The organism is Clostridium chauvoei (assembly GCF_002327185.1).
In the GTDB taxonomy this organism is placed as follows: domain Bacteria; phylum Bacillota; class Clostridia; order Clostridiales; family Clostridiaceae; genus Clostridium; species Clostridium chauvoei.
In genome coordinates this window covers 1,062,856-1,083,879 of record NZ_CP018624.1, presented here as the reverse complement: position 1 = coordinate 1,083,879, position 21,024 = coordinate 1,062,856, and the positions used below count along the sequence as shown (strand labels likewise).

Here is a 21,024-nt window from a genome sequence, read left to right as displayed (position 1 = left end):
ATTATAGTATTTCTAAAATGGAACCTATAAGATAGACACTTATAAAAGAGAGTCTATTCATATAGGTTCTTTTTTTGTACAATAAATTTATGAGGTGAATTAGTTGTGAGTAAAATAATATTCTCAAAAAATGAAATAGATAAATTATCAAAAAATAAATATGTTCTTAAGGTAAGTGATAAAGCAATAACATATACTAATGAATTTAAGATACATTTTATAGCTGAATACAGTAAAGGTAAAACTTCAAAGGTTATTTTTGAGGAAGCTGGATTTGATGTTGATGTTCTTGGAGTACGACGTATAGACTGCGCAGGCACTAGATGGAGGAAGGCATATAAAGAGAATGGTGTGCTAGGCTTAGATGACACTAGAAGAAATAATAGTGGTCGTCCGCGTCAGCGTAAAATCACCAAAGATGAAATAATAGCGAAACAAAATGCTGAAATTGAGTATTTAATGGCCGAGGTAGCATTACTAAAAAAATTAGAGCTGCACGAAAGGCAGGTGAAAAAAGGTAAATTAGTAGCAGCACAAGCATTTATGCTAATAAAATCTATAGTTAATAAACTACATTTAAATAATGTAATTAAACAGCTATGTAATGTAGCTGGAGTTTCACGTTCCGGTTATTATAATTATTTGAAATCTAAAAATAATCGTAAAAGGCGTGAAAAACAAGATAAAGTAATTAAAAATAATGTTCTGAAAGCTTTCAATTACAGAGGTTACAAAAAGGGATCAAGGTCTATTAAAATGACACTTAAAGAAAAGTTCGGTATCAACTATAGTAGGAAGCGTATACAAAGAATAATGAGAAAATTTAATATAGTTTGTCCAATTAGAAAACCTAATCCATATAAACGTATAGCAAAAGCTACAAAGGAGCATATTGTAGTTCCAAACTTACTTAATAGAAATTTCAAACAAGGTATACCAGGTAAAGTATTACTTACTGATATTACATATTTGCCATATTCAAATTCTAATATCGCCTATTTGTCAACCATAAAAGATGCATCAACAAATGAAATATTAGCTTATAATTTATCAAATAGAATAACTTTAGATATTGCTACAAATACAATACATAAGTTAATGTCAAATCCTAATATAAAACTCGCTAAAGAAGCTTTTATTCATTCAGATCAAGGTAGCCATTATACAAGTCCAATATTCCAAAAACTTTTGAAATCTAAAAAACTTGGACAATCTATGTCCAGACGCGGAAATTGCTGGGATAATGCACCACAGGAATCATTTTTTGGACATATGAAAGATGAAATTAACTATAAATCTTGCTCGAGTTTAGAAGAATTACAATTAATGATAGATGATTATATTGATTATTATAACAATGAGCGTTGTCAGTAGAACTTAAAAAAGCTGACTCCTGTAAAATACAGAAATCAGCTTTTAGCTTCTTAACTCTCTTTTTTAAAATGTCCTTGACATAGGTACCACTTTAATCATCAATACACTTTCCTTTTTTAATCCCAAATTCTAATAAATCATATCCCTCAGAACATGTTTCTATTTCCATACTATATTTACTAGCTATGTCTGAAAATTTTTTAGAAATATCTTTAATATGTTCTAATGTCATTTGAATAATTTTCAATTCATAGCTAGTTTTGCATCAGATGGCTGACAAGTAACATAGTTATATTTTTTAAGCATATTAAATGCTTTAGTTGGAAAATCTATTCCTTTTTCAAAATACTTGTCCACAACAACTCTTAGAAAGTTGGACACACAATTTAATTTAAGCTTTCCTAACTCCAGTTGGTTTTTAAATCTATATCCAGCTTCTCTTACTATTTGAGAATCTAAACAAGATAATATTAATATTGAATAACCATTACCATCAACGTTAGTATATTTTCTTGCAATTCTAACTGAATCACTATTAAGTTGGTCATACTCTTTTCTTTCTGCTGGTGTCTTTATTTCAACTTTTTCAACATCATCTATTACTTCAGAAATATGAATTTGCCCTTCTATTGGAGCTTCACCATTTGAATCTATTGGTGATTCCTTTTTACCTTCACCTTTAGATTCTTTTGTAACTAACTTTTTATCTGAAACTAAATGTTTAAAGTTAGTGTACTTGTTATAATTTCCAATCTTTGCTTTTTGTTTTTCCACTACCATATAACCAAGCTCAACTAGCTTTTTAACACTTCTTTTCACAGTTGCTATTGATACAGTAGTTCTTTCTGCAATTACTTCTATAGAAGGGAATGAACAACCTTGCTTCTCATTGTATAGGCTCATTAAGTATGTATAGATACGAAATTCATTAGATGTGATATTTTTATCAGTGATTAATTCATAAGATAATTTTAAGAATTGCATTTGTTGTTCTCTCCTTTCTTAGTGATGTTATTATACGTTACTAACCTTATATACACATAATAATATATAGTAACGTTACTGTAAAGTAAAAAAATAAAAACTGACAAGATTTTTTAATTCTTATCAGTTTCTAATGATTCCATTATCTCATATAGATTTTTATTTTCTAGTTCTCTTTTTAATAGTTCTAATCCCATTTCAATTATTATACTTTGCTTTTGCTTATTCTTATCACATACTTCTGTTAAAAACTCAAAGTGTTCATAACTTAAAGATGTACTCAATCTCTTTCTATTTTTAATTGCCATTTTCAAGTACCTCCTAGTAAATCATCTTAATATTATTATACATCACTTAGTGTTATTTGCATAGACTATAATAGTTTTCAAAATAAAGCCAATAGGAAATTCATTTTCCAATTAGTCTAATTCTATATATTAATAAGTTAAGTATAGATATAGTAAGTATAGATAATGATTCTTTTTGATACTTTTCCTTAGCTCACTGTGATACTTTTAATCTACTTCTATATTTGCAATATGTTTTGTAATAATAAAAGCTCCAAACCTTTTTATATCAAGGATTGAAGCTTTTTTGTATCAATTATCTATTAGATTATTATTAAATATCTATAAATATTATTTTTTATTTCATAATTTATAATTCAGATGGAGGCATATTAAACCCTAAACTACCTACTCCTATGACTCTATCAAAGAAAAATTCACTTATCATAGATTGTGATAATTCTTTAATTCTACTATACTTTGCCAACTCCCAATTGTTTATCATAGCTCTTTCTGCATATCTTTGACAACCACCTATAACCGAATTCGCTGCTTGTTTCTTACTAACTGAATTTTCTTGATAATACTTTGTTGCATTTGCTACACTTTTGTAAATAATTCCATATATCTGAGATACAGAAAAATTTTCTAATAAATCTTTAAATATCGCAATTGTTTTTTCTCCCATATTAAAATCAAATCTTACACTTTTCATTTGATATTCAAAATATTCAATACATTCTTCTAATGCTATCTCTTTCCATATATTTAATGCATCTTCTTTATCTGCATCGGAAAAACTTTTAGGATTAATTATTTTAGATAATATATTTTTTATATCTTCATCACCTACTATATTGATACGATATTTAACCATAGTTATATAGTATACATTGGGAAATTCAATATCTTTTTCCTCATTTGAATCAAGAAAAGCATCTATGCTCGAGTTTGAATCCACACTTACTACACCTCTGCCTATTAAATAACTTAAGATTTCCTTAATATATCCAATAGTTGGAGCCAATTCTCTTTCTGCATCATTTAGAGGTAATATAACCTCCATATCCTCACTTAATGAAGTTCTTAATAACGCTCCTAAAAAAACCTTTTCTCTAAAATTAAGCTCTGAATAATTTACAGGTACTATATTTAAGTCATATACTTTTTTTATTTTTTCTCTTTTTTCTTGTAATATTCTCACTTTTCTTTCTTCATTCAATTTTTTAACTTTTTCTCTCTCGGCAATACAATAATTACACTTACAAATTATTTCATCTGTATGTCCACAAATTGCACAAAAAGGCTTCTTTTTATTCCAACTATAACTTGACTTAGAATCTCTTTCTTTATACATTGGTTCATTACATACTGGACATATAATATCTTCACATATTATAGGTGGAAAAAGAGTATATAATTTAGAACTAGTAGTATCTATATTATATTCTTTGATAATGTCACTTGCTTTTACTCCGTTATAATATTTATTCATTAGTGATTCAATTTGAAGCATTGTTAAATGCCTCAATTTCTCATGTATTTCTATTTCTCTCATCTTATCATCCTCTCAAAAATTCCCTAATGATATTATAACAAATTTTCTATTAATTAGACAATATACTTATCTCATTGTTTCTAATGGAGCATATCTCATGTATTTTTTTCTTAAATCCTCATCTTGTAAATCCAAATATGCCTTTTCGGTCACTGATACACTGCTATGACCTAATATTTTTGATAAAACAAAAATAGAACCACCATTAAGTAAAAATCTTCTACTAAAGTTATTTCTTAATCCATGTGGAGTTATATTTTTATCTATTTTTGCTCTATATAAATAACCTCTAAAATTTCTTTCAAAGTTTCCTTGTTCAATCTTTCTATTCGTTCTTTGTGTAGGAAATAATAAATCACTTTCTTGTATTACATCTTTAAACTTAATCCACCTTTGTAATAACTTTTGCATTTCATAACTAAAGAAAACCACTCTATCTTTACTACCTTTTGTTATATTTCCATCAAGAAATATGGTACATCTAAATAAATCTATATTTTCAAACCTTAATTCTAAAGTTTCTCCTAATCTCATTCCAGTGTCAAAAATTAAATTAATAATTGTAAAATCTCTAAATTCATGAAACTTTGATAAATCTAATACTTTAATTAGTTTTTTATACTCTTCATCAGTTAACTGTTCCTTTGGTCTCCTATTTACTTTCAATGATTTTATTGAATGAATATTAGTTTTCTTAACTAAATTATTTTCTTCTGCATATGTAAAGAATGCTTTAATATTTCTTAAATATCCATTGATAGTAACATCTGATATTTCTTTACCTACATCATGTCTTTTATCTAAATTTGCTTTTTCTATTCCAGCTTCACTAGATGCAAAACTATATTTACCCATATCTTTTATGAATGCCAAATAGTCTTCTACCACTTTTTTATTAACCTTTTTTATATCTATTATTCCTAGTTCTTCTTCCAAATATTTTGCAAAAAGCATCAAAGTTTGATGATATGATTTTATAGTTTTTAATCTTAAATTTTTATAGTTGCAATACTCTAAGTATTCTACAATTATACTATTAATAGTTTTTGTTTTAATAATTTTTGGCACAAAAAATCACTCCTAATCATAAATTGCCAACCTATGAATTAGAAGTGATATATGTTGTATATTTATTGGTTTGAAAACTCCATTTTCATACCCCCATTATTGATGTTAGTTGGTATGAGATTTTCAAACTTTGGCTCTATTACTAGCTTTAAGATACTTTATTTTTTAATCTTAATTTATCAGCTATAATTGCAATAAACTCTGAATTTGTAGGCTTACCCTTTTCATTATGGATTGTATATCCAAATAGTTTATTTATTGCATCAACTTGACCTCTGCCCCAAGCAACTTCTATAGCATGTCTTATTGCTCTTTCTACTCTTGAAGCTGTTGTATTATATTTTTTAGCTATTGAAGGATATAACTCCTTAGTAACAGCTGATAATAATTCCATGTCATTTACAACCATAGTAATAGCTTCTCTTAAATACATATACCCTTTAATATGTGCTGGAACACCAATTTCGTGAATTATATTAGTTATTTCTGTTTCTAAATCAATAGGTCCTTTAGCTTGAGTAGCTACTTCTGTTTCTACAACTGTAGTTGTTTTTCTAATGGATTCTGTAGGAGCACCGTTGAACATTTCTCTAATTCTTTTAGTAAATACATCCATATCAAATGGTTTTACTACGTAATAATCTGCTCCTAAAGTAATAGCTCTTTGAGTGATCTTATCTTGACCTACTGCTGATAATACTATTATTCTTGGCATTTTTTCTAAATTCATAGTATTTAGCTTTTCTAATACTCCAAGTCCATCTAAGTGAGGCATTATTATATCTAAAACCACTAAATCTGGTTTCTTTTCCTCTATTAATGCTAAAGCTTCCCTTCCATCTTTAGCTACGCCTGTTACTACAATATCTCTTTGATTTAATAGATAATCATTTAAGATACTACAGAATTCTTTGTTATCATCAGCAATTAAAACTGATATTTTTGTTCCATTCATGTTCTTCTCCCCTTATTCCCATTTTATTCCATTCTTATATAATATATTATTCTACTAAAGTTGAATTTTTCCTTCTATCTTTTAAATTTTTTTCATTAATTCGAGTAAAACTTTAGTTACTTTTAATAATTATTCTAAATAGCCATTAAAAAGAATAATTTAACAATATTATATCATAACTATTTATTAATTGATAGGTTTTTTACAATTTCTTGAAGGAAATATTATGAAACTTATTCATAAAGTGAGGTTTATTGTATTTTTTAGGGTTTATAATATTTATATGTAATTTGTTTTTATTTTATTTCAATTAATTATCATTTAAATTAAATAATATTTATGAATGTAAAAATAGAACACCGATAAATATCGATGCTCCTTTATCAACATTTTACTTTAGTATTCCCGCATCTTGTAACATCCATTCAATATATATACCATATCCTACATCTGGTTTATTTATTAAAACATGTGTTACAGCTCCTACAAGTTTATTATTTTGTATTATTGGACTTCCGCTCATTCCTTGTACTATACCACCTGTTTTTTCTAATAACTCTTTATCTGTAACCTTGATAACCATACTTTTAGGGCCTGGTTCATCTTGAGATAATAATTTTACAATTTCTATATCATATTCTCTTGGTCCATTCTCATCTAAAGTAGTTATTATTTTTGCAGGACCTTCTTTTATCTCATTTCTAAACCCTACTTTTAAAGGTTTATTATATAAATTATTAACAAGCGGTTCCTTTGTAGTTCCAAAAATACCTGATTGAGTATTTTTTTCTATACTACCTATATTTTCTTTTGTGCTTGTAAATAATCCCTTTAGTTCTCCTGGAGCACCCTTTTCACCTCTTCTTACGCTTATAACAGAAGCTGGTAACAATTCTCCTTTTTTAATTGTAAAAGGTTTATTTGTATCTCCATCTGTTATAGGATGACCTAATGCTCCAAATATAGAGCTTTCTTTATCATAAAATGTTAGTGTTCCTATGCCTGCTGTTGAATCTCTTACCCATAGTCCTAATTTAAATTCTTCGCCTTCTTTTAGTAGGTTTACTTCTTTTGATTGAACTTCTTCTCCTCTTATAAATTCTAAGGTTATAACTGGCTCTGAAATTTCTTTTACTTTTTTTGCTAGGTCTTTAGAGCTTTGAATTTCTTCTCCATTTACTTTTGTTAAAATATCACCTAATTCTATTCCTGCATTTTTCCCAGGACTTTCTACTTTTCCTTCTGTAGTTTCCACCTCTGAATGTCCTACTACTAAAACTCCTTTTGTAGACAATCTTACTCCTACACTGGTTCCACCAGGATATACTTGCAAGTCATTTACCTTAAATACTGGTATGGTTTTCAAATCTACTAAACCTAAAAATTTGACTTTTAAGTCCTCCTGATTATATTTTAGTGTACTTAGGGCACTTGTCTTTGGTATTGAAATATTATCCACGCTTATTTCATCATTTACATATATTTTTTCTGGCATTTTTTCAACACTAAAGAAAGTAACTAAACCCAGAATCAAGATTGGAGCAATTATAATGCTTAAATATTTTATTTTTTTCCCTGTCATTTTTATCTCCTCCTTTGCTTCTGTTTTTAATTTTCCCTTATACAGTTTTTATATGCTGTAGTAACTTTGTAATAAGAGTTAAATATTTTAAAGTATTTGATTTTTAAGATAAAAAATAAAATCATGGTAAAATACCATGATTTTAGTGTTTACAATTTATTATATTGTTATGTATTTATTTGTGTGTATTTTTTATTTCTTTTTTCTTTATTTCAGCAAAGTTAACCATTTCTGAAGCATTTTTTAATGTAACTTCACTTAATTCATCTCCTGATGTCATTTTGGCTATTTCTTTTATTTTATTTTCTTTGTTTAAAGTCTTTATTTCAGTGAAAGTTTTGCCATTTTCAACTTTTTTAGAAACAAAATAATGACAGTCTGATAATGCTGAAATTTGAGGTAAATGAGTAATACATAAAACTTGATGTTTAGTAGAAACTTGATACATTTTTTCTCCAACTCTTTTAGCAACAGCTCCACTTATCCCAGTATCTATTTCATCAAAAATTAATGTTGGAATTTTATCCTTATCTACAAAAACACATTTTAAAGCTAGCATTATTCTTGATAATTCACCACCAGATAATACCTTCTCTAATGATTTAAGTGGCTCTCCTGGATTTGTTGAAATTAAAAATGTTACTTCATCATATCCTTTTAAATTAAAATCTTCTTTTAATTCTACTTCAATTTTAATTCTAGACTTTTCTAATCCGACATAAGATAATTCTTCTTTAATTTCTTTTTCTAATATTAAGGCTTTATCTACCCTTAAATCATGCATTTTTTCCCCTAGTATTTGCATTTCAGATAAAACTTTTTGAGATTTTTCTTTTAATTTTAAGATGATCTCTTCTGAATTATTAAGTTCCTCTTCTTGATTTTTAAGTTTCTTTAAATAATCTAATACTTTTTCTATAGAATCTCCATACTTTTTCTTATATAAGCTTATTTCGTAAATTCTACCATTAATCTTTTCTAGTTCAGCTTCATCATAATAGATTTCTCCCATAATATCTCTAATATCTCTTGAAGCTTCTTCTAAAATATATGATGCACCTTCTATTTGTTCTCTTTTTTCTCTTAATTTATCAAAATGTTTTTCAACTGTTAATAATTCATTTACCACTTTAGAAAGTCCATCTATTACTGAAAGTCCTTGTGTTTGGGCATCTAAAATTTCATAGGATTTACTTAAAGATAACGATATTTTTTCTGCATTTGATAAAAGATTAAATTCTTCTTTTAAATTCTCTTCTTCACCTATCTTTAAATTTCCCTTCTCTATATCTTCTATTTGAAATTTTATATAGTCAATAAGCTTTTCTCTATCCTCATTGCCTTTTAAACTTTCTATTTTTTCATTAATTGAAACATATTCTTCCCTTAAAACAGTATATTTATCTAATAATTTTTCTATCTCTAATCCACAAAAGCTATCTAAATAAGCTATATGGCTGGATCTATTTAATAAATTCTGATTTTGATGTTGACCATGAATATCTAATAATTTTTCTCTAATTTTCTTTAAATGTGCAAGAACTACAGACTTTCCATTTACTTTAATTATACTTTTTCCTGAAATAGTTGTTTCTCTTGAAATTATTAAAAGTTCATCTATTTCAATTTCTAATTCCCTTAGTATTTCAAATAATTCTTCATTTTCTATAGAAAATATAGCTTCTACAAAGGTTTTGCTTTCTCCATATCTAATTAAATCTTTAGAAAATTTCCCACCTAAAACATAATCTATCGTATCTATTAAAATTGATTTACCGGCTCCTGTTTCACCTGATAGTATGTTAAAACCTTCTCCAAACTCTACAGAAATCTCTTGAATTAGAGCAAAGTTTTTTATATTTAATTGTAATAACATTCTACTCCACCTTTTAACATATTATATAATCATTTTTCTTACTCTTGTTACTAATTCTTCTGCCTTTTCTATATTTCTAACTAAAATAAATATAGTATTATCTCCTGCTATAGTTCCTGCTACATCTGTATCAAATAATGTATCTATAGCTTCTGCAACTGCATTTGCAGATCCTGTTAATGTTTTTACTACTACAAATTTATCTACATTTTCTACTGATACAGCTGCATTTGAAAGAATACTTGCAAGCTTGTCATTTATATCTTTTGGTTCTTTTGATGAGGTTATATATTTATATTTTCCTGATACACCTTGCATTTTTATTAATTTTAAAATTTTTATATCTCTAGAAACTGTTGCTTGTGTAACATCAAATCCTGCCATCTTTAACTCTTCAGCTAATTCTTCTTGAGTTTCTATATCTTTTTCATTTATTATTTCCAATATTTTATTATGTCTTTTTGACTTCATGCTAATCACCTTCACATTCTTTTGAATTATTTATTATTTTCGTCCTAAGTACCTTAAAATAATCATAATCATCAAATAATATTATTTTCGCATATTCTTTTGATTTTTTTACTTTTATAAGTGCTTCATGATTGGATCTTACTGCTTTTTGTCCATCAAAAGTAATGTATATTTCTTCTTCTCCATTTTCAGCTTGTATTTCTATCTCACTATCACTATTTAATACAATAGTCTGCATTCCTTTAGTATGTGGACAAATTGGAGTTAAAGTAATTATATCAACATCTGGGTAAACAAAAGGTCCTCCTGCAGAAAATGAATATGCTGTTGATCCAGTTGGAGTCCCTACAATAAGACCATCCCCCTTAAAGGTATAGTAACGTTTACCATCTATAAAAACTTGAAATTTCACCATTCTTGATAAAGTTCCTCTAGCTACTACTACATCATTTAAAGCCTTACATTTATCTTTTGTTTCCTGCAATGAAAATTCACATTCAAGCATTATTCTATTTTCTATTTTATAATTTCCTTCTTTAAGTTTTTTCATAGCTTTACTAATATCTGATATTTCAACACTTGAAATAAACCCTAAATTCCCAATGTTTATTCCTAAAAGTGGTATATCCATTTTACCATTTATCTGTCTAGCAACTCCAAGAATCGTTCCATCTCCACCTAGTACTACCATAAAATCTATAGGAGTGTCAAATTTATAGTTTAATATCTCATAACTATTTAATATGCATATGCTAGCATTTTTAAATTCTTTCAGAATTTCATTTCTAACTTTTTTAACAATTTCACCATTATTATCCTTAGAAGGATTTATAGCAATCGCAATATTTTTCATACTCCATCCCCTTATTAAACGCATACTTAACAATGATTATATATAGCTTAAAACTCCAAAACCTTATGTTCTGGAGCCTCTTTTTTATATATCTTATTGTATAGTATTCAATAAGCTATTAAAGCGCTTCATGAGATGCTCCAACAACTATGTCTATATCTTCCATTGTAAATTTAGATTCTTTATCTTGATCCTTAGTAAAATAAACTAAATACTCTATATTTCCTTCTGGACCTTTTATAGGTGAATAACTAACACCAAGAATATTAATATTTTCTTTAATTAAAAATTCTACGATAGTTGTTACAACTTCTTTATGAACATTTATATCTCTAACTACACCTTTTTTACCTACTTTTTCTCTACCAGCTTCAAATTGTGGCTTTATTAAAGCAACAACTTCACCGTTATCTTTTAGTAAATTTAATGTTGCAGGCATTATCTTTCTTAAAGAAATAAATGAAACATCAATAGATGCAAAATCTAACTTTTCTCCTATGTCTTCTGGAGTAACATATCTTATGTTGGTTCTTTCCATACACACTACTCTATCATCAGTTCTAAGCTTCCATGCAAATTGACCATACCCAACATCTACTGAAAATACCTTTTTAGCGCCATTTTGAAGCATACAATCAGTAAATCCACCTGTAGAAGCACCTATATCCATGCATACTTTGTCTTGCAATCCTATATTAAATTCTTTCATAGCTTTTTCTAACTTTAAGCCACCTCTACTAACATAAGGAATTTCTTGACCTTTAAAAATTATATCTGCATCTACGCTAACCTTTTCTCCTGCTTTATCAACTCTTTGGCCATCTACAAATATCTTTCCAGCCATTATATTAGTTTTTGCTCTTTCTCTTGATGTAAATATTCCTTTATCAACTAGAAGTATATCTAATCGTTCTTTTTTTGCTGCCATTTTATTCTCCTTTATCTTAAAGTTTTAAAATAGTTTCTGCTATTCCTTCTGCATCTAATTTTTCTTCTTTATATAATAATCCTACTTCTCCATGAGGAATAAATTTATCTTCATATCCTATAGCTTTAAATTTCTTATTAAAACCTAACTCATATATAGCTGATAATACATAGCTACCAAATCCACCTTTAATAATATTATCTTCTATTGTTACTATATTATATCCTTTTATAACAAGCTCCTTCAACATTTCTGTATCTAATGGCTTTATAAAGGTTGCTCCAATTATTAATGGATTTATTCCTGACTTAAGTAATATTTCTTTTGCTTTTATTGCATGCTGTGTCATCTTCCCTACTGATATTATAGCAATTTTTTCTCCATTAGATATTTTCTCCCATTTACCATATTTAACTTCTTTTATCGGCTCTAAAGAAGTATCAATATCTCCACCTCTTGGGTATCTAATTGCAACTGGCTTATTACTATTAACTGCCCACTGAAGCATTATCTCCATTTCATCTAAATGTTTTGGTGCTAATATATTCATATTAGGAATTTGACTTAAATAAGATAAATCGAATATTCCTTGGTGAGTTTCACCATCTTCTCCTACTATCCCAGCTCTATCTATTGCAAACACTACTGGTAATTCTTGAATACAAACATCATGAATCACTTGGTCAAAAGCTCTTTGTAAGAAGGTTGAATAGACTGCAAATACTGGTCTTATTCCTTCTGTTGCCATACCTGCTGCTAGTGTAGTTGCATGTTCTTCTGCAATTCCAACATCAAAAAATCTATTTGGAAATTCTTTTGCAAAATCTTTAAGACCAGTTCCATCTGGCATAGCTGCTGTTATTGCTACTATTCTATTATCTTTTTTAGCTAAATTAATCATGGCATCTCCAAACACTTTAGAGTAATTCTTAGATTTGTGAATATATGATTCTCCACTTTCTAAATCAAAAGGTGATACTCCATGAAATTTGTTTGGATTTTGTTCTGCTAAATCATAACCTTTTCCCTTATTAGTCATAACATGAATAATTACAGGTTCTTCTATTTCTTTAGCTTTTTTTATAACTTCATTCATTAATTTAATATTATGCCCATCTATAGGACCTATATATTTTAATCCCATATCTTCAAATAACATAGATGGAACTATAAATTGTTTAACACTATCTTTAAATCTTGATATATAATGTGCTAACTTTTTACCTGTATTAGACGTATTTAAAGTTTCATTTATATCTGACTTTAATTTATTATATCTAGGTTCCATTCTTAAGTTATTTAAGTGAAGAGATAAGCCTCCTACATTATGAGAAATTGACATTTGATTATCATTTAATATAACAATCATTTTGGTTTTGTTAAAGCCAACATCATTTAAAGCTTCTAATGCCATTCCTCCTGTTAATGCTCCATCACCTATAACAGCCACTACATGATTATCTTTTCCCATAACATCTCTAGCTCTTGCCATTCCTAATGCTGCTGAAATTGAAGTGCTGCTATGTCCTGTTTGGAATGAATCATACTTACTTTCACATTTTTTAGGGAATCCGCTCATTCCATTAAATTGTCTTAAAGTTTTAAAACCATCTCTTCTTCCTGTAAGAATTTTATGTACATAACTTTGATGTCCAACATCCCAAACAATTTTATCTTTATCTAAATTTAAATTTTTAAACAAACTGATTGTTAATTCTACCACCCCAAGATTTGAAGCTAAATGTCCACCAGTTTTTGAAACACTATCAATTAAAAATTCTCTTAATTCTCCAGCTAAAACTTCTAACTCTACTATTGATAATTTTTTTACATCTTCTGGAGATTTTATCATTTCTAATAATCTTCCCATATTGAAACCCTTTCTTTCAATTTAATTTTCCCTATTTAATAATTCCAGGGTTAATTCTTTTATTATATTTGCATTTACAGAAAGACTATCTAATAAGTGGATACACTCTTTAGTTAAAGAGATACACTTTTCTTTACAATATTCTAGTCCATATATTGAAAGAAAATTAGTCTTTTGATTATTTTCATCACTTTTTGTATTTTTACCTAATTTCTTTACATCTCCAACTAAATCTAATATATCATCTTTTATTTGAAAAGCTAGCCCAAGCTTCTTTCCAAATTCATTTAAAAGCTCTATATCTTTCTTTGGTGCTTCTGCTAAAATTGCTCCTGCAACTAAAGAAACTCTTATTAATTCGCCTGTTTTCTTTAAATGCATATATTCTAATTCTTGTTTTGATATTTCTTTTCCTTCGTTAATTATATCAACTACCTGACCACCTATCATTCCTTCAGGTCCAGCTGCTTCTGCTATTTCTTTTGATGCTATTAAAGCTCTTTCTCCATGTTTTAAAGAATAGTTCATCATTAAAATCATTGCTTCGTTTAAAAGAGTATCTCCCGCCAATACAGCTATATCCTCTCCAAACTTTTTATGATTAGTTGGCATACCTCTTCTTAAATCATCATTATCCATACATGGTAAGTCATCATGTATTAATGAGTATGTATGAATCATTTCTAAAGCTGCAGCCATTTCCATTACATCTTTGTAATTTTCATTATATAATCCATAAGTAAGTAATAATAGTATTGGTCTTATTCTTTTTCCACCAACATTTAGACTATAACTTACTGATTTGTATATTACTTTATTATAGCTACCCTTATCTTTAAAATAATTGCTTAAATATTCATTTATATCTTTCCTACACTCATTAATTATCATTTCCAATTGTTGTTTCCACCTCTGTATTATCTTTTATTACCATTAACTTTCCTTCTAAAGAATTCAATGTTTTATATAACTTATTTACAAGCTTAACACCTGCTTCATATTCTTTCATAGATTCCTCTAAATTAAGTTCTTTTTCTTCTAAATTTTTCAAAACTTCCTGAAGCTTTTCTAACATATCATTATAAGTTTCTTTTTTAGCCATGCTAAACAACTCCTTACTTTATAGATGTAAATGTTCCATTTAAGAATCCATCTTTAAATAAGATTTTTATTTCATCATTTCCTATTAGCTCATTTTTGGATGAAATTATCTTTCCATCTTTCTCTACAATTGTATAACCTTTTTGCAATATATTTACTGGGTTATGAGCATTTAAAATATCATTTAATGATTCTAGCTTAAGTTTTTCGTTATTAATCTTATTTAACATACTAATATTTAATCTATTTTTTATACTATCTATCTCCATATAGGCATTTGCTACCTTAGACATAGGCGTATTTAGGTTTAATATTTTCTTTAAGTTTTCTACTTTATACTTTTCTTGTATAAATTTATTTTCTATTAATTCATTTAATCTATATTTTATATCTATTAATTCTTGTTTTATTTCACTTTCTATTGGAACAACTATCTCTGCTGCTTGTGATGGTGTTGCCGCTCTTAAATCACTTACAAAATCAGATATGGTGTAATCAACCTCATGACCTACAGCTGAAACTACTGGAATGTTAGATTTAAATATTTCGATGGCTAATTCCTCTTCATTAAAATTCCAAAGTTCCTCTAAAGAACCTCCACCTCTTCCTACTATTATAACATCTACATTTCTTTTATTGTTAAAAAACTTTAAACCTTTTATTATGCTTTTATAAGCATCATTTCCTTGAACATTAGCTGGATATAAAACTATATCAACCATTTTATTTCTTCTTCTAGTTACATTTATTATATCCTTAATAACAGCACCAGTTTCAGAAGTTATAACTCCTATTCTTAAAGGCATAGAAGGCACAGGTTTCTTATATTCTTCATCAAAATATCCTTCTTTTAATAGTTTTGCTTTTAATTTTTCAAATTTTATATATAATGCTCCTAATCCATCTTTAGAAATTTCATCTATATACAGTTGTAATGATCCGTTACCTGGATAAATTGAACATCTGCATTTAACAGTAACCTCCATTCCTTCTTCTAAGTCAAAATCTAATTCCATAGCTCTATTTCTAAACATTATACAATTTAATTTACCATTAGAATCCTTTAATGAAAAATATATATGTCCACTTGTATGATATTTTAAATTAGAAATCTCTCCCTTTACAGAGAGATTATTTAAAATAAAATCATTATCTAATGTCTTTTTTATATAATTATTCACTTCTGAAACTGACAATGTTTTAATCTTCATTGTTTTCCATAGCCTCACATGCATTTTTAATTAATAGTGTTGTAGTTAACGCTCCTACTCCACCTGGAACTGGTGTTATAAATGATGCTTTTTCTACTACATCTTCAAAGTTAACGTCTCCTGTTATTTTACCTTCAAAAGATGATGTTCCAACATCAATTATAATTGCTCCATCTTTTATATATTCTTTAGTTATAAACTTAGGCTTTCCTATAGCAACTATAAGTATATCTGCTCTTTTACACACTTCTTTTAAATTATTTGTTTTTGAATGACAAATTGTAACAGTTGCGTTCTTATTTAGTAATAATTGTGCAACTGGCTTTCCTACTATATTACTTCTACCTAATACTACGACTTCTTTTCCTTGCAATTTTATATTTAAACTTTCTAATAAAGTTATTACTGAATTAGGTGTGCATGGTAAAAAGCCTTTTTCACCCATATATAACTTTCCTTGACTTTCATATGTTAAGCAATCTATATCTTTTCTAGGAGATATATGAGAAATTATTTTTTTCTCATCTAAATTTTTAGGTAATGGAAGTTGTAACATTATTCCTTGAAAACTTTCATCATTATTTAAGTTTTCTATAACATTAATAAGGTCTTCTTCTTTAATAGTATCTTCTAATATTATTTTTTCAAATCCACAATTTAATGATGTAGCAACCTTTTCTTGATTATTCATATAGTAAATTGATCCACCATCATTACCTACAAGTATAGATGCTATCTTTGGAGCTTTAAGCCCCTTGTCTTCTCTATTTTTTATGTATTTTTTTATATCACCTTTTATTTTTAAAGCAATTTCTTTACCATTTATCATTTGTCCCATAAAACAATCCCCCTCTATACCTAGTTTTAATTACATAGTTTTTAAAGCTTTATCTAATACACCATTTATAAATGATACACTTTTTTCATCTGAATATCTTTTTGTAACTTCTATTGCTTCATTTATTGCAACTTTACTTGGAACATCATCTAAAAACATCATTTCTGCTACAGCTATTCTTAAAATAGTTAAATTAACTTTTGATATTCTTTCTATCTTCCAATTAGTTAATGCTGCTTCTATTTTAGAATCTACTACTTCTATGTTTTCTTGAACCTTTAATAATATTTCTTTTATGTAATCTAAATCTATCGTATTTAAATTCATTTCATAGTCTTCTATGAATGTCTCCATAGTTTCTTCTAAAGTATTTTTACTTAATGTCATCCCAAAAAGTAATTCCATCGCTAATTCTCTTGATTTTTTTCTATTCATTATATCCTCCTAGGTATGTTCATAATTATATTATTAACCTTTTAAAAATGTATTAATCATGTATATACTACAATAAAATTCTTTAAAGCACAAGGAAACACCCTCTGAAAGTCAGAGGGTGAAATTAATCTTCCTTACATTCTTGTTTTTCGTTTCTAGGTAAGTAAATGCTTTGAACACTTATGTTTACAGAATCTACTTTTAATCCTGTCATTGCTTCTACTGTTTTCTTTACATTTTCTTGTACTAAGCTTACTACTTCTGGTATCTTAATTCCATACTCTACAGCTACACTTAAATCTATTACTGCACTGTCTTCATTTAATGTAACTTTAATATTTTTTCCTACGCTTTTCTTACCTTTTAATAAATGTGATATGTTGTTACTAATGGCTTGTTGACCTTCAACTATACCTTTAATTTCACCAGCAGCAATTCCAGCTATTACACTTACTACTTCATCTGAAATTTTTACAATTCCAAGGTTTGCCTCATTGTTCATATTTTCCATTCACTTTACCCTCCTTGATGTTTTACATTATAGTAAAACCATTTTTCTTATGTTTATTATATCAAACCAATTGTTAGATTACAATGTAATTATTTCTTTTCGATTATTACATCACTTATTGATGAAATGTCTTCTACTATTTCTTGAATAACTGCATTATCTGCTTCTGATACTTCGTCAGCTTTAACAACTACTCTAACATTATTTCCTTCAATAAAGCATAACGCATCTTCAAAGCCTTTATTTTTAACACTTAATTCAATTCTTCCTTCTTTATCTTCAAGCATTGTCTTTTCTGTTAATTCATTAGTTGCTACATCTTTTTGTTGTTGAGAAGTGTTAGGATCAGATATTATAGCATTTAATTGTTGTTTAGTTGCTGCTGATTGTTGTTCCTTCTCACTTTTTATGTTATAAAAATAATCTTGAGTACTTAAAGTTTGTTTATCTTTTTTCTCTTCTTTCTTTTCTTCTTTTTTGTTTGCATCATCTTTCTTATCTCCAACTGTATCCTCTGATAATACTTGACTAAAATCTGTTGGATCACTTAATCCATTTTTGTTTAGTTTTGCTGATAACACTCCTACACATACTATAAGAGCCATTAGTGTGAAAATAATTCCAAATTGTTTTTTTGTCATGATAATCTCCCTCCATCTACTTTCTTTTAAATTATATGCTAGCTTTTCATGGAATATACATTAACTTTATCTAATGAAATTCCATATAAACTTGCAACGGCTGTTTGTATATCATATTTGATTTTACTACTTTCAGCCCCTTCTGCTACTATTACTATACCTGTTATTTGTGGCTTATATGTCTTTAATATAAATGGTTCATTTTCTGATCCATTACCGCTCATAACAACTTCGCTTCCATCGTTTTTTTGAGTGTTTAATCTTTTTCCCCCATCTTTATCAGATTCTTCTGTTTCAGATACTTGTTTATTTTCATTCATGGCTGGTACTTTTATTTCTCCAGTTTCAAAATACATCATTACTTCTACTTCACCAACACCATGCATTTTACTTAGTATATCTTTAAGGTTCTTTTTCTGTTGTTCTTCATAATCTAAAATTTCTTTAGGTACATTAGACTTATCTTCATTGCCTTGTTCTGATATATTGGTTCCATCAGTTTCTTTAACTTCTTTTTTTCTATTGTTCGATAAAAAACTAATGGCGAGTAATACAAAGGCAATTACTAAAGCTATACTTACGATATTTAGAAATTTAGGATTATTTAAAATGCCAGCTACCTCTTTTTTAAAGTTATCTTTCCCCATTTTCCCCCTCCTATCTATCAATACTATATATCTCTATTTTATCCGCTTGTATATTCAAAGCTTCTCCTATATACTTTTTAATCTCCTCTTCGTTTTCTACTTTATCATCTAAAGCTAGTGCTTCACTTACATTTTCTTTTGTATTTATTTCAATCTTTTGTACTTTTTTTATAGACTTATCTTTTACTCCTATGGATACTTTATCTATTGAGTACGTCATATTCTCTAAATCCAAATTACAAGTAACTTCACTTTGAAAATCCCTATTTGTAAATTGACTTTTTAATATTTTCTCGCAATTTTTTTCTAGATTCTTCTCAAAAGTTTTTTCTTTTGTTTGATTTACTGAATTATCATTATCTTTTTTTATAGAATCTAAAGGATTTTCTGTATATTTAGATATAGCACTTGTTATTTGTTTTTCACCTTTGGATATTAAAGATATAATCGGTGTAAGCATTACTGATATTAGTATTAAACCTAAAACAAATTTTAAATATTTTTTTATACTATTATCTGGAGCTATTAATTCTATAGCTGTCATTAGTATAATCATAGTTACTAAAGTTACAACAAAATTAGTTAATGTCTCCATATCTTATCCTCCTATGACAAACTTTCCTGCTGATGCCATAATTGCAATTAGTATAAAAAACATTACACTAACCGATATTACTGTTGACATTATAAGAACCAACGCATCTCCTGCTGCTGATATTGAATTTGTTATTCTCTTATCTCCTATTGGTTCAATTAAAGCTGCAGTCAATTTGTAAACTAATGACATTAATGCTAATTTAATTATTGGATATATCATAATTAATATTATTACAATTAATCCAATAGAACTAACTGCATTTTTTATTATTAATGAATATCCTGCAACTGTTGATATTGCATCAGATAAGGATTTCCCTACTATTGGGACAAAAGTATCAACTGCAAACTTAGCTGTTTTAAGGGTAACTGCATCTATAGTTGACGTTGTAATTCCCCTTATTGTTAATAATCCAATAAAGATTGTTAAAATTAATCCTTGGAGTATTAATGTTGTTTGTTTCATTAACTTGCAAAGGTTATCTATTTTATATTCTGTTGATATATTATTTGCAAATTGAAGAACAAAGGTCATTAAGATTAAAGGAATTATTATATTTAAATATATTCTTGGAATTATAAATGTAGCACCAAGAATTATTGGATCCATAGTTGCTGCTTGAGTAAATCCACCTGCAGTTCCTAACATAACTACTAAAACTGGTAATACAGCAGCCATAAAATCTGATATTTCTATTATTACATTTTTAGCAAGCTCTATTGAAACCAAAAAACTTTTAGATAATATTACAATTAACAAAGCATAACAAGCAAAAAATGCTATATTAGAAATACTTTCATTTGAAAATGATGATTGAAGGTTCTTTAATAAAGAGCAAATTATAGATATAACTATGATAGATAATGATAGTGATAAAACTATTTTTACTTCTCTAAATAAAAAACTTACTATTGCTCCTACAATACTTTTAAAAGATAAATTTCCTTCTCCTGATTTAATATAGTTTTTAAAATATTCAATTGGATCTAATTGATTTATTAATTCTACATCTGTTTTCATATTGTTTATATAACTGTATAATCCATTAAGTTTTTCTTGTACTCCTTCATCCTTTAATATATCTTCATCTTCAATATTTAAATTATATTCATTATCTTTATTTATACTATTTTCTTCAGCATGAATTACTTTAATTGAAGATAAAGACCCTAAAAATAATCCTAATAAAAATATAAAAATAACTTTTTTTGTTAACTTTTTTATCCTCTTCATATT

The 21,024-nt window shown here is 27.5% G+C and carries 23 protein-coding genes; 1 reads left to right on the top strand and 22 read right to left on the bottom strand.

Going from position 1 to position 21,024, the window contains the following annotated elements; translation table 11 throughout:
* The first annotated feature begins 105 nt into the window (after positions 1-105).
* Positions 106-1,374: an IS3 family transposase gene (locus BTM21_RS05095; RefSeq protein ID WP_021875787.1), complete on the top strand. Its 1,269-nt coding sequence runs from the start codon at positions 106-108 to the stop codon at positions 1,372-1,374.
* Positions 1,375-1,465: 91 nt separating this feature from the next.
* Here the strand turns inward: BTM21_RS05095 and BTM21_RS05090 are convergent, their stop codons facing one another.
* The 22 genes from BTM21_RS05090 to spoIIIAE form a co-directional block, all read right to left on the bottom strand.
* Positions 1,466-1,606, bottom strand: a complete 141-nt coding sequence (locus BTM21_RS05090) for a DUF1848 family protein (RefSeq protein ID WP_021875788.1) — start codon at positions 1,604-1,606, stop codon at positions 1,466-1,468.
* A gap of 11 nt (positions 1,607-1,617) precedes the next feature.
* Positions 1,618-2,358, bottom strand: a complete 741-nt coding sequence (locus BTM21_RS05085; protein ID WP_079481389.1) for a helix-turn-helix domain-containing protein — start codon at positions 2,356-2,358, stop codon at positions 1,618-1,620.
* 113 nt (positions 2,359-2,471) lie between these two features.
* Positions 2,472-2,666 carry a hypothetical protein gene (locus BTM21_RS05080; protein ID WP_021875790.1) on the bottom strand — a complete coding sequence of 65 codons (195 nt, stop codon included), beginning with the start codon at positions 2,664-2,666 and terminating at the stop codon, positions 2,472-2,474.
* A 349-nt stretch (positions 2,667-3,015) separates the two neighbouring features.
* Positions 3,016-4,203: a hypothetical protein gene (locus BTM21_RS05075; protein WP_079481390.1), complete on the bottom strand. Its 1,188-nt coding sequence runs from the start codon at positions 4,201-4,203 to the stop codon at positions 3,016-3,018.
* Between the two features lie 66 nt (positions 4,204-4,269).
* The gene (locus tag BTM21_RS05070) at positions 4,270-5,271 is read right to left on the bottom strand and encodes a tyrosine-type recombinase/integrase (RefSeq protein ID WP_079481391.1); all 1,002 of its coding nucleotides are present in this window, start codon (positions 5,269-5,271) and stop codon (positions 4,270-4,272) included.
* Between the two features lie 148 nt (positions 5,272-5,419).
* Positions 5,420-6,226 (bottom strand): sporulation transcription factor Spo0A, encoded by an 807-nt coding sequence (gene spo0A / locus BTM21_RS05065; protein ID WP_021875793.1) that lies wholly within the window; start codon positions 6,224-6,226, stop codon positions 5,420-5,422.
* A gap of 391 nt (positions 6,227-6,617) precedes the next feature.
* A complete protein-coding gene (gene spoIVB / locus BTM21_RS05060; RefSeq protein WP_079481392.1) occupies positions 6,618-7,808 on the bottom strand; it encodes a SpoIVB peptidase in 1,191 nt (396 codons plus the stop codon).
* A 175-nt stretch (positions 7,809-7,983) separates the two neighbouring features.
* Complete coding sequence (gene recN, locus BTM21_RS05055) at positions 7,984-9,684, bottom strand: DNA repair protein RecN (RefSeq protein ID WP_021875795.1); 1,701 nt, start codon at positions 9,682-9,684, stop codon at positions 7,984-7,986.
* Between the two features lie 21 nt (positions 9,685-9,705).
* A complete protein-coding gene (locus tag BTM21_RS05050; RefSeq protein ID WP_021875796.1) occupies positions 9,706-10,155 on the bottom strand; it encodes an arginine repressor in 450 nt (149 codons plus the stop codon).
* 1 nt (position 10,156) lies between these two features.
* Positions 10,157-11,008 (bottom strand): NAD(+)/NADH kinase, encoded by an 852-nt coding sequence (locus BTM21_RS05045; RefSeq protein WP_021875797.1) that lies wholly within the window; start codon positions 11,006-11,008, stop codon positions 10,157-10,159.
* Between the two features lie 118 nt (positions 11,009-11,126).
* Complete coding sequence (locus BTM21_RS05040; RefSeq protein ID WP_021875798.1) at positions 11,127-11,936, bottom strand: TlyA family RNA methyltransferase; 810 nt, start codon at positions 11,934-11,936, stop codon at positions 11,127-11,129.
* 16 nt (positions 11,937-11,952) lie between these two features.
* A complete protein-coding gene (gene dxs, locus BTM21_RS05035; RefSeq protein WP_021875799.1) occupies positions 11,953-13,806 on the bottom strand; it encodes a 1-deoxy-D-xylulose-5-phosphate synthase in 1,854 nt (617 codons plus the stop codon).
* A gap of 21 nt (positions 13,807-13,827) precedes the next feature.
* Positions 13,828-14,697: a polyprenyl synthetase family protein gene (locus BTM21_RS05030; RefSeq protein ID WP_079481842.1), complete on the bottom strand. Its 870-nt coding sequence runs from the start codon at positions 14,695-14,697 to the stop codon at positions 13,828-13,830.
* Positions 14,687-14,908 (bottom strand): exodeoxyribonuclease VII small subunit, encoded by a 222-nt coding sequence (gene xseB, locus BTM21_RS05025; RefSeq protein ID WP_021875801.1) that lies wholly within the window; start codon positions 14,906-14,908, stop codon positions 14,687-14,689. Before xseB ends, BTM21_RS05030 begins: the two co-directional genes overlap by 11 nt.
* Positions 14,909-14,921: 13 nt before the next feature.
* Complete coding sequence (xseA, locus tag BTM21_RS05020) at positions 14,922-16,118, bottom strand: exodeoxyribonuclease VII large subunit (protein WP_079481393.1); 1,197 nt, start codon at positions 16,116-16,118, stop codon at positions 14,922-14,924.
* A complete protein-coding gene (locus BTM21_RS05015) occupies positions 16,108-16,956 on the bottom strand; it encodes a bifunctional methylenetetrahydrofolate dehydrogenase/methenyltetrahydrofolate cyclohydrolase (protein WP_021875803.1) in 849 nt (282 codons plus the stop codon). Before BTM21_RS05015 ends, xseA begins: the two co-directional genes overlap by 11 nt.
* 30 nt (positions 16,957-16,986) lie before the next feature.
* Complete coding sequence (nusB, locus tag BTM21_RS05010; RefSeq protein ID WP_021875804.1) at positions 16,987-17,391, bottom strand: transcription antitermination factor NusB; 405 nt, start codon at positions 17,389-17,391, stop codon at positions 16,987-16,989.
* Between the two features lie 124 nt (positions 17,392-17,515).
* Entirely contained in the window at positions 17,516-17,902 is a 387-nt protein-coding gene (locus tag BTM21_RS05005; RefSeq protein ID WP_021875805.1) for an Asp23/Gls24 family envelope stress response protein, read from the bottom strand.
* A gap of 89 nt (positions 17,903-17,991) precedes the next feature.
* Positions 17,992-18,543 (bottom strand): SpoIIIAH-like family protein, encoded by a 552-nt coding sequence (locus tag BTM21_RS05000; RefSeq protein ID WP_079481394.1) that lies wholly within the window; start codon positions 18,541-18,543, stop codon positions 17,992-17,994.
* A 38-nt stretch (positions 18,544-18,581) separates the two neighbouring features.
* Positions 18,582-19,190 (bottom strand): stage III sporulation protein AG, encoded by a 609-nt coding sequence (gene spoIIIAG / locus BTM21_RS04995; RefSeq protein ID WP_021875807.1) that lies wholly within the window; start codon positions 19,188-19,190, stop codon positions 18,582-18,584.
* A 10-nt stretch (positions 19,191-19,200) separates the two neighbouring features.
* The gene (gene spoIIIAF / locus BTM21_RS04990) at positions 19,201-19,785 is read right to left on the bottom strand and encodes a stage III sporulation protein AF (RefSeq protein ID WP_021875808.1); all 585 of its coding nucleotides are present in this window, start codon (positions 19,783-19,785) and stop codon (positions 19,201-19,203) included.
* A gap of 3 nt (positions 19,786-19,788) precedes the next feature.
* Positions 19,789-21,021, bottom strand: coding sequence for a stage III sporulation protein AE (gene spoIIIAE / locus BTM21_RS04985; RefSeq protein WP_021875809.1), 1,233 nt, complete (start codon positions 21,019-21,021; stop codon positions 19,789-19,791).
* Between the last annotated feature and the right edge of the window lie 3 nt (positions 21,022-21,024).

Bases quoted from the DNA above. Each gene is read 5' to 3' on its own strand.
- BTM21_RS05005 (WP_021875805.1), bottom strand. From the start codon at position 17,902: ATGGAAAATATGAACAATGAGGCAAACCTTGGAATTGTAAAAATTTCA.
- BTM21_RS05085 (WP_079481389.1), bottom strand. From the start codon at position 2,358: ATGCAATTCTTAAAATTATCTTATGAATTAATCACTGATAAAAATATC.
- BTM21_RS05045 (WP_021875797.1), bottom strand. From the start codon at position 11,008: ATGAAAAATATTGCGATTGCTATAAATCCTTCTAAGGATAATAATGGT.
- BTM21_RS05075 (WP_079481390.1), bottom strand. From the start codon at position 4,203: ATGAGAGAAATAGAAATACATGAGAAATTGAGGCATTTAACAATGCTT.
- recN (WP_021875795.1), bottom strand. From the start codon at position 9,684: ATGTTATTACAATTAAATATAAAAAACTTTGCTCTAATTCAAGAGATT.
- spoIIIAF (WP_021875808.1), bottom strand. From the start codon at position 19,785: ATGGAGACATTAACTAATTTTGTTGTAACTTTAGTAACTATGATTATA.
- spo0A (WP_021875793.1), bottom strand. From the start codon at position 6,226: ATGAATGGAACAAAAATATCAGTTTTAATTGCTGATGATAACAAAGAA.
- nusB (WP_021875804.1), bottom strand. From the start codon at position 17,391: ATGAATAGAAAAAAATCAAGAGAATTAGCGATGGAATTACTTTTTGGG.
- xseB (WP_021875801.1), bottom strand. From the start codon at position 14,908: ATGGCTAAAAAAGAAACTTATAATGATATGTTAGAAAAGCTTCAGGAA.
- BTM21_RS05030 (WP_079481842.1), bottom strand. From the start codon at position 14,697: ATGATAATTAATGAGTGTAGGAAAGATATAAATGAATATTTAAGCAAT.
- BTM21_RS05015 (WP_021875803.1), bottom strand. From the start codon at position 16,956: ATGGGACAAATGATAAATGGTAAAGAAATTGCTTTAAAAATAAAAGGT.
- spoIIIAG (WP_021875807.1), bottom strand. From the start codon at position 19,190: ATGGGGAAAGATAACTTTAAAAAAGAGGTAGCTGGCATTTTAAATAAT.
- BTM21_RS05090 (WP_021875788.1), bottom strand. From the start codon at position 1,606: ATGACATTAGAACATATTAAAGATATTTCTAAAAAATTTTCAGACATA.
- BTM21_RS05080 (WP_021875790.1), bottom strand. From the start codon at position 2,666: ATGGCAATTAAAAATAGAAAGAGATTGAGTACATCTTTAAGTTATGAA.
- BTM21_RS05000 (WP_079481394.1), bottom strand. From the start codon at position 18,543: ATGACAAAAAAACAATTTGGAATTATTTTCACACTAATGGCTCTTATA.
- spoIIIAE (WP_021875809.1), bottom strand. From the start codon at position 21,021: ATGAAGAGGATAAAAAAGTTAACAAAAAAAGTTATTTTTATATTTTTA.
- xseA (WP_079481393.1), bottom strand. From the start codon at position 16,118: ATGAAGATTAAAACATTGTCAGTTTCAGAAGTGAATAATTATATAAAA.
- dxs (WP_021875799.1), bottom strand. From the start codon at position 13,806: ATGGGAAGATTATTAGAAATGATAAAATCTCCAGAAGATGTAAAAAAA.
- spoIVB (WP_079481392.1), bottom strand. From the start codon at position 7,808: ATGACAGGGAAAAAAATAAAATATTTAAGCATTATAATTGCTCCAATC.
- BTM21_RS05040 (WP_021875798.1), bottom strand. From the start codon at position 11,936: ATGGCAGCAAAAAAAGAACGATTAGATATACTTCTAGTTGATAAAGGA.
- BTM21_RS05050 (WP_021875796.1), bottom strand. From the start codon at position 10,155: ATGAAGTCAAAAAGACATAATAAAATATTGGAAATAATAAATGAAAAA.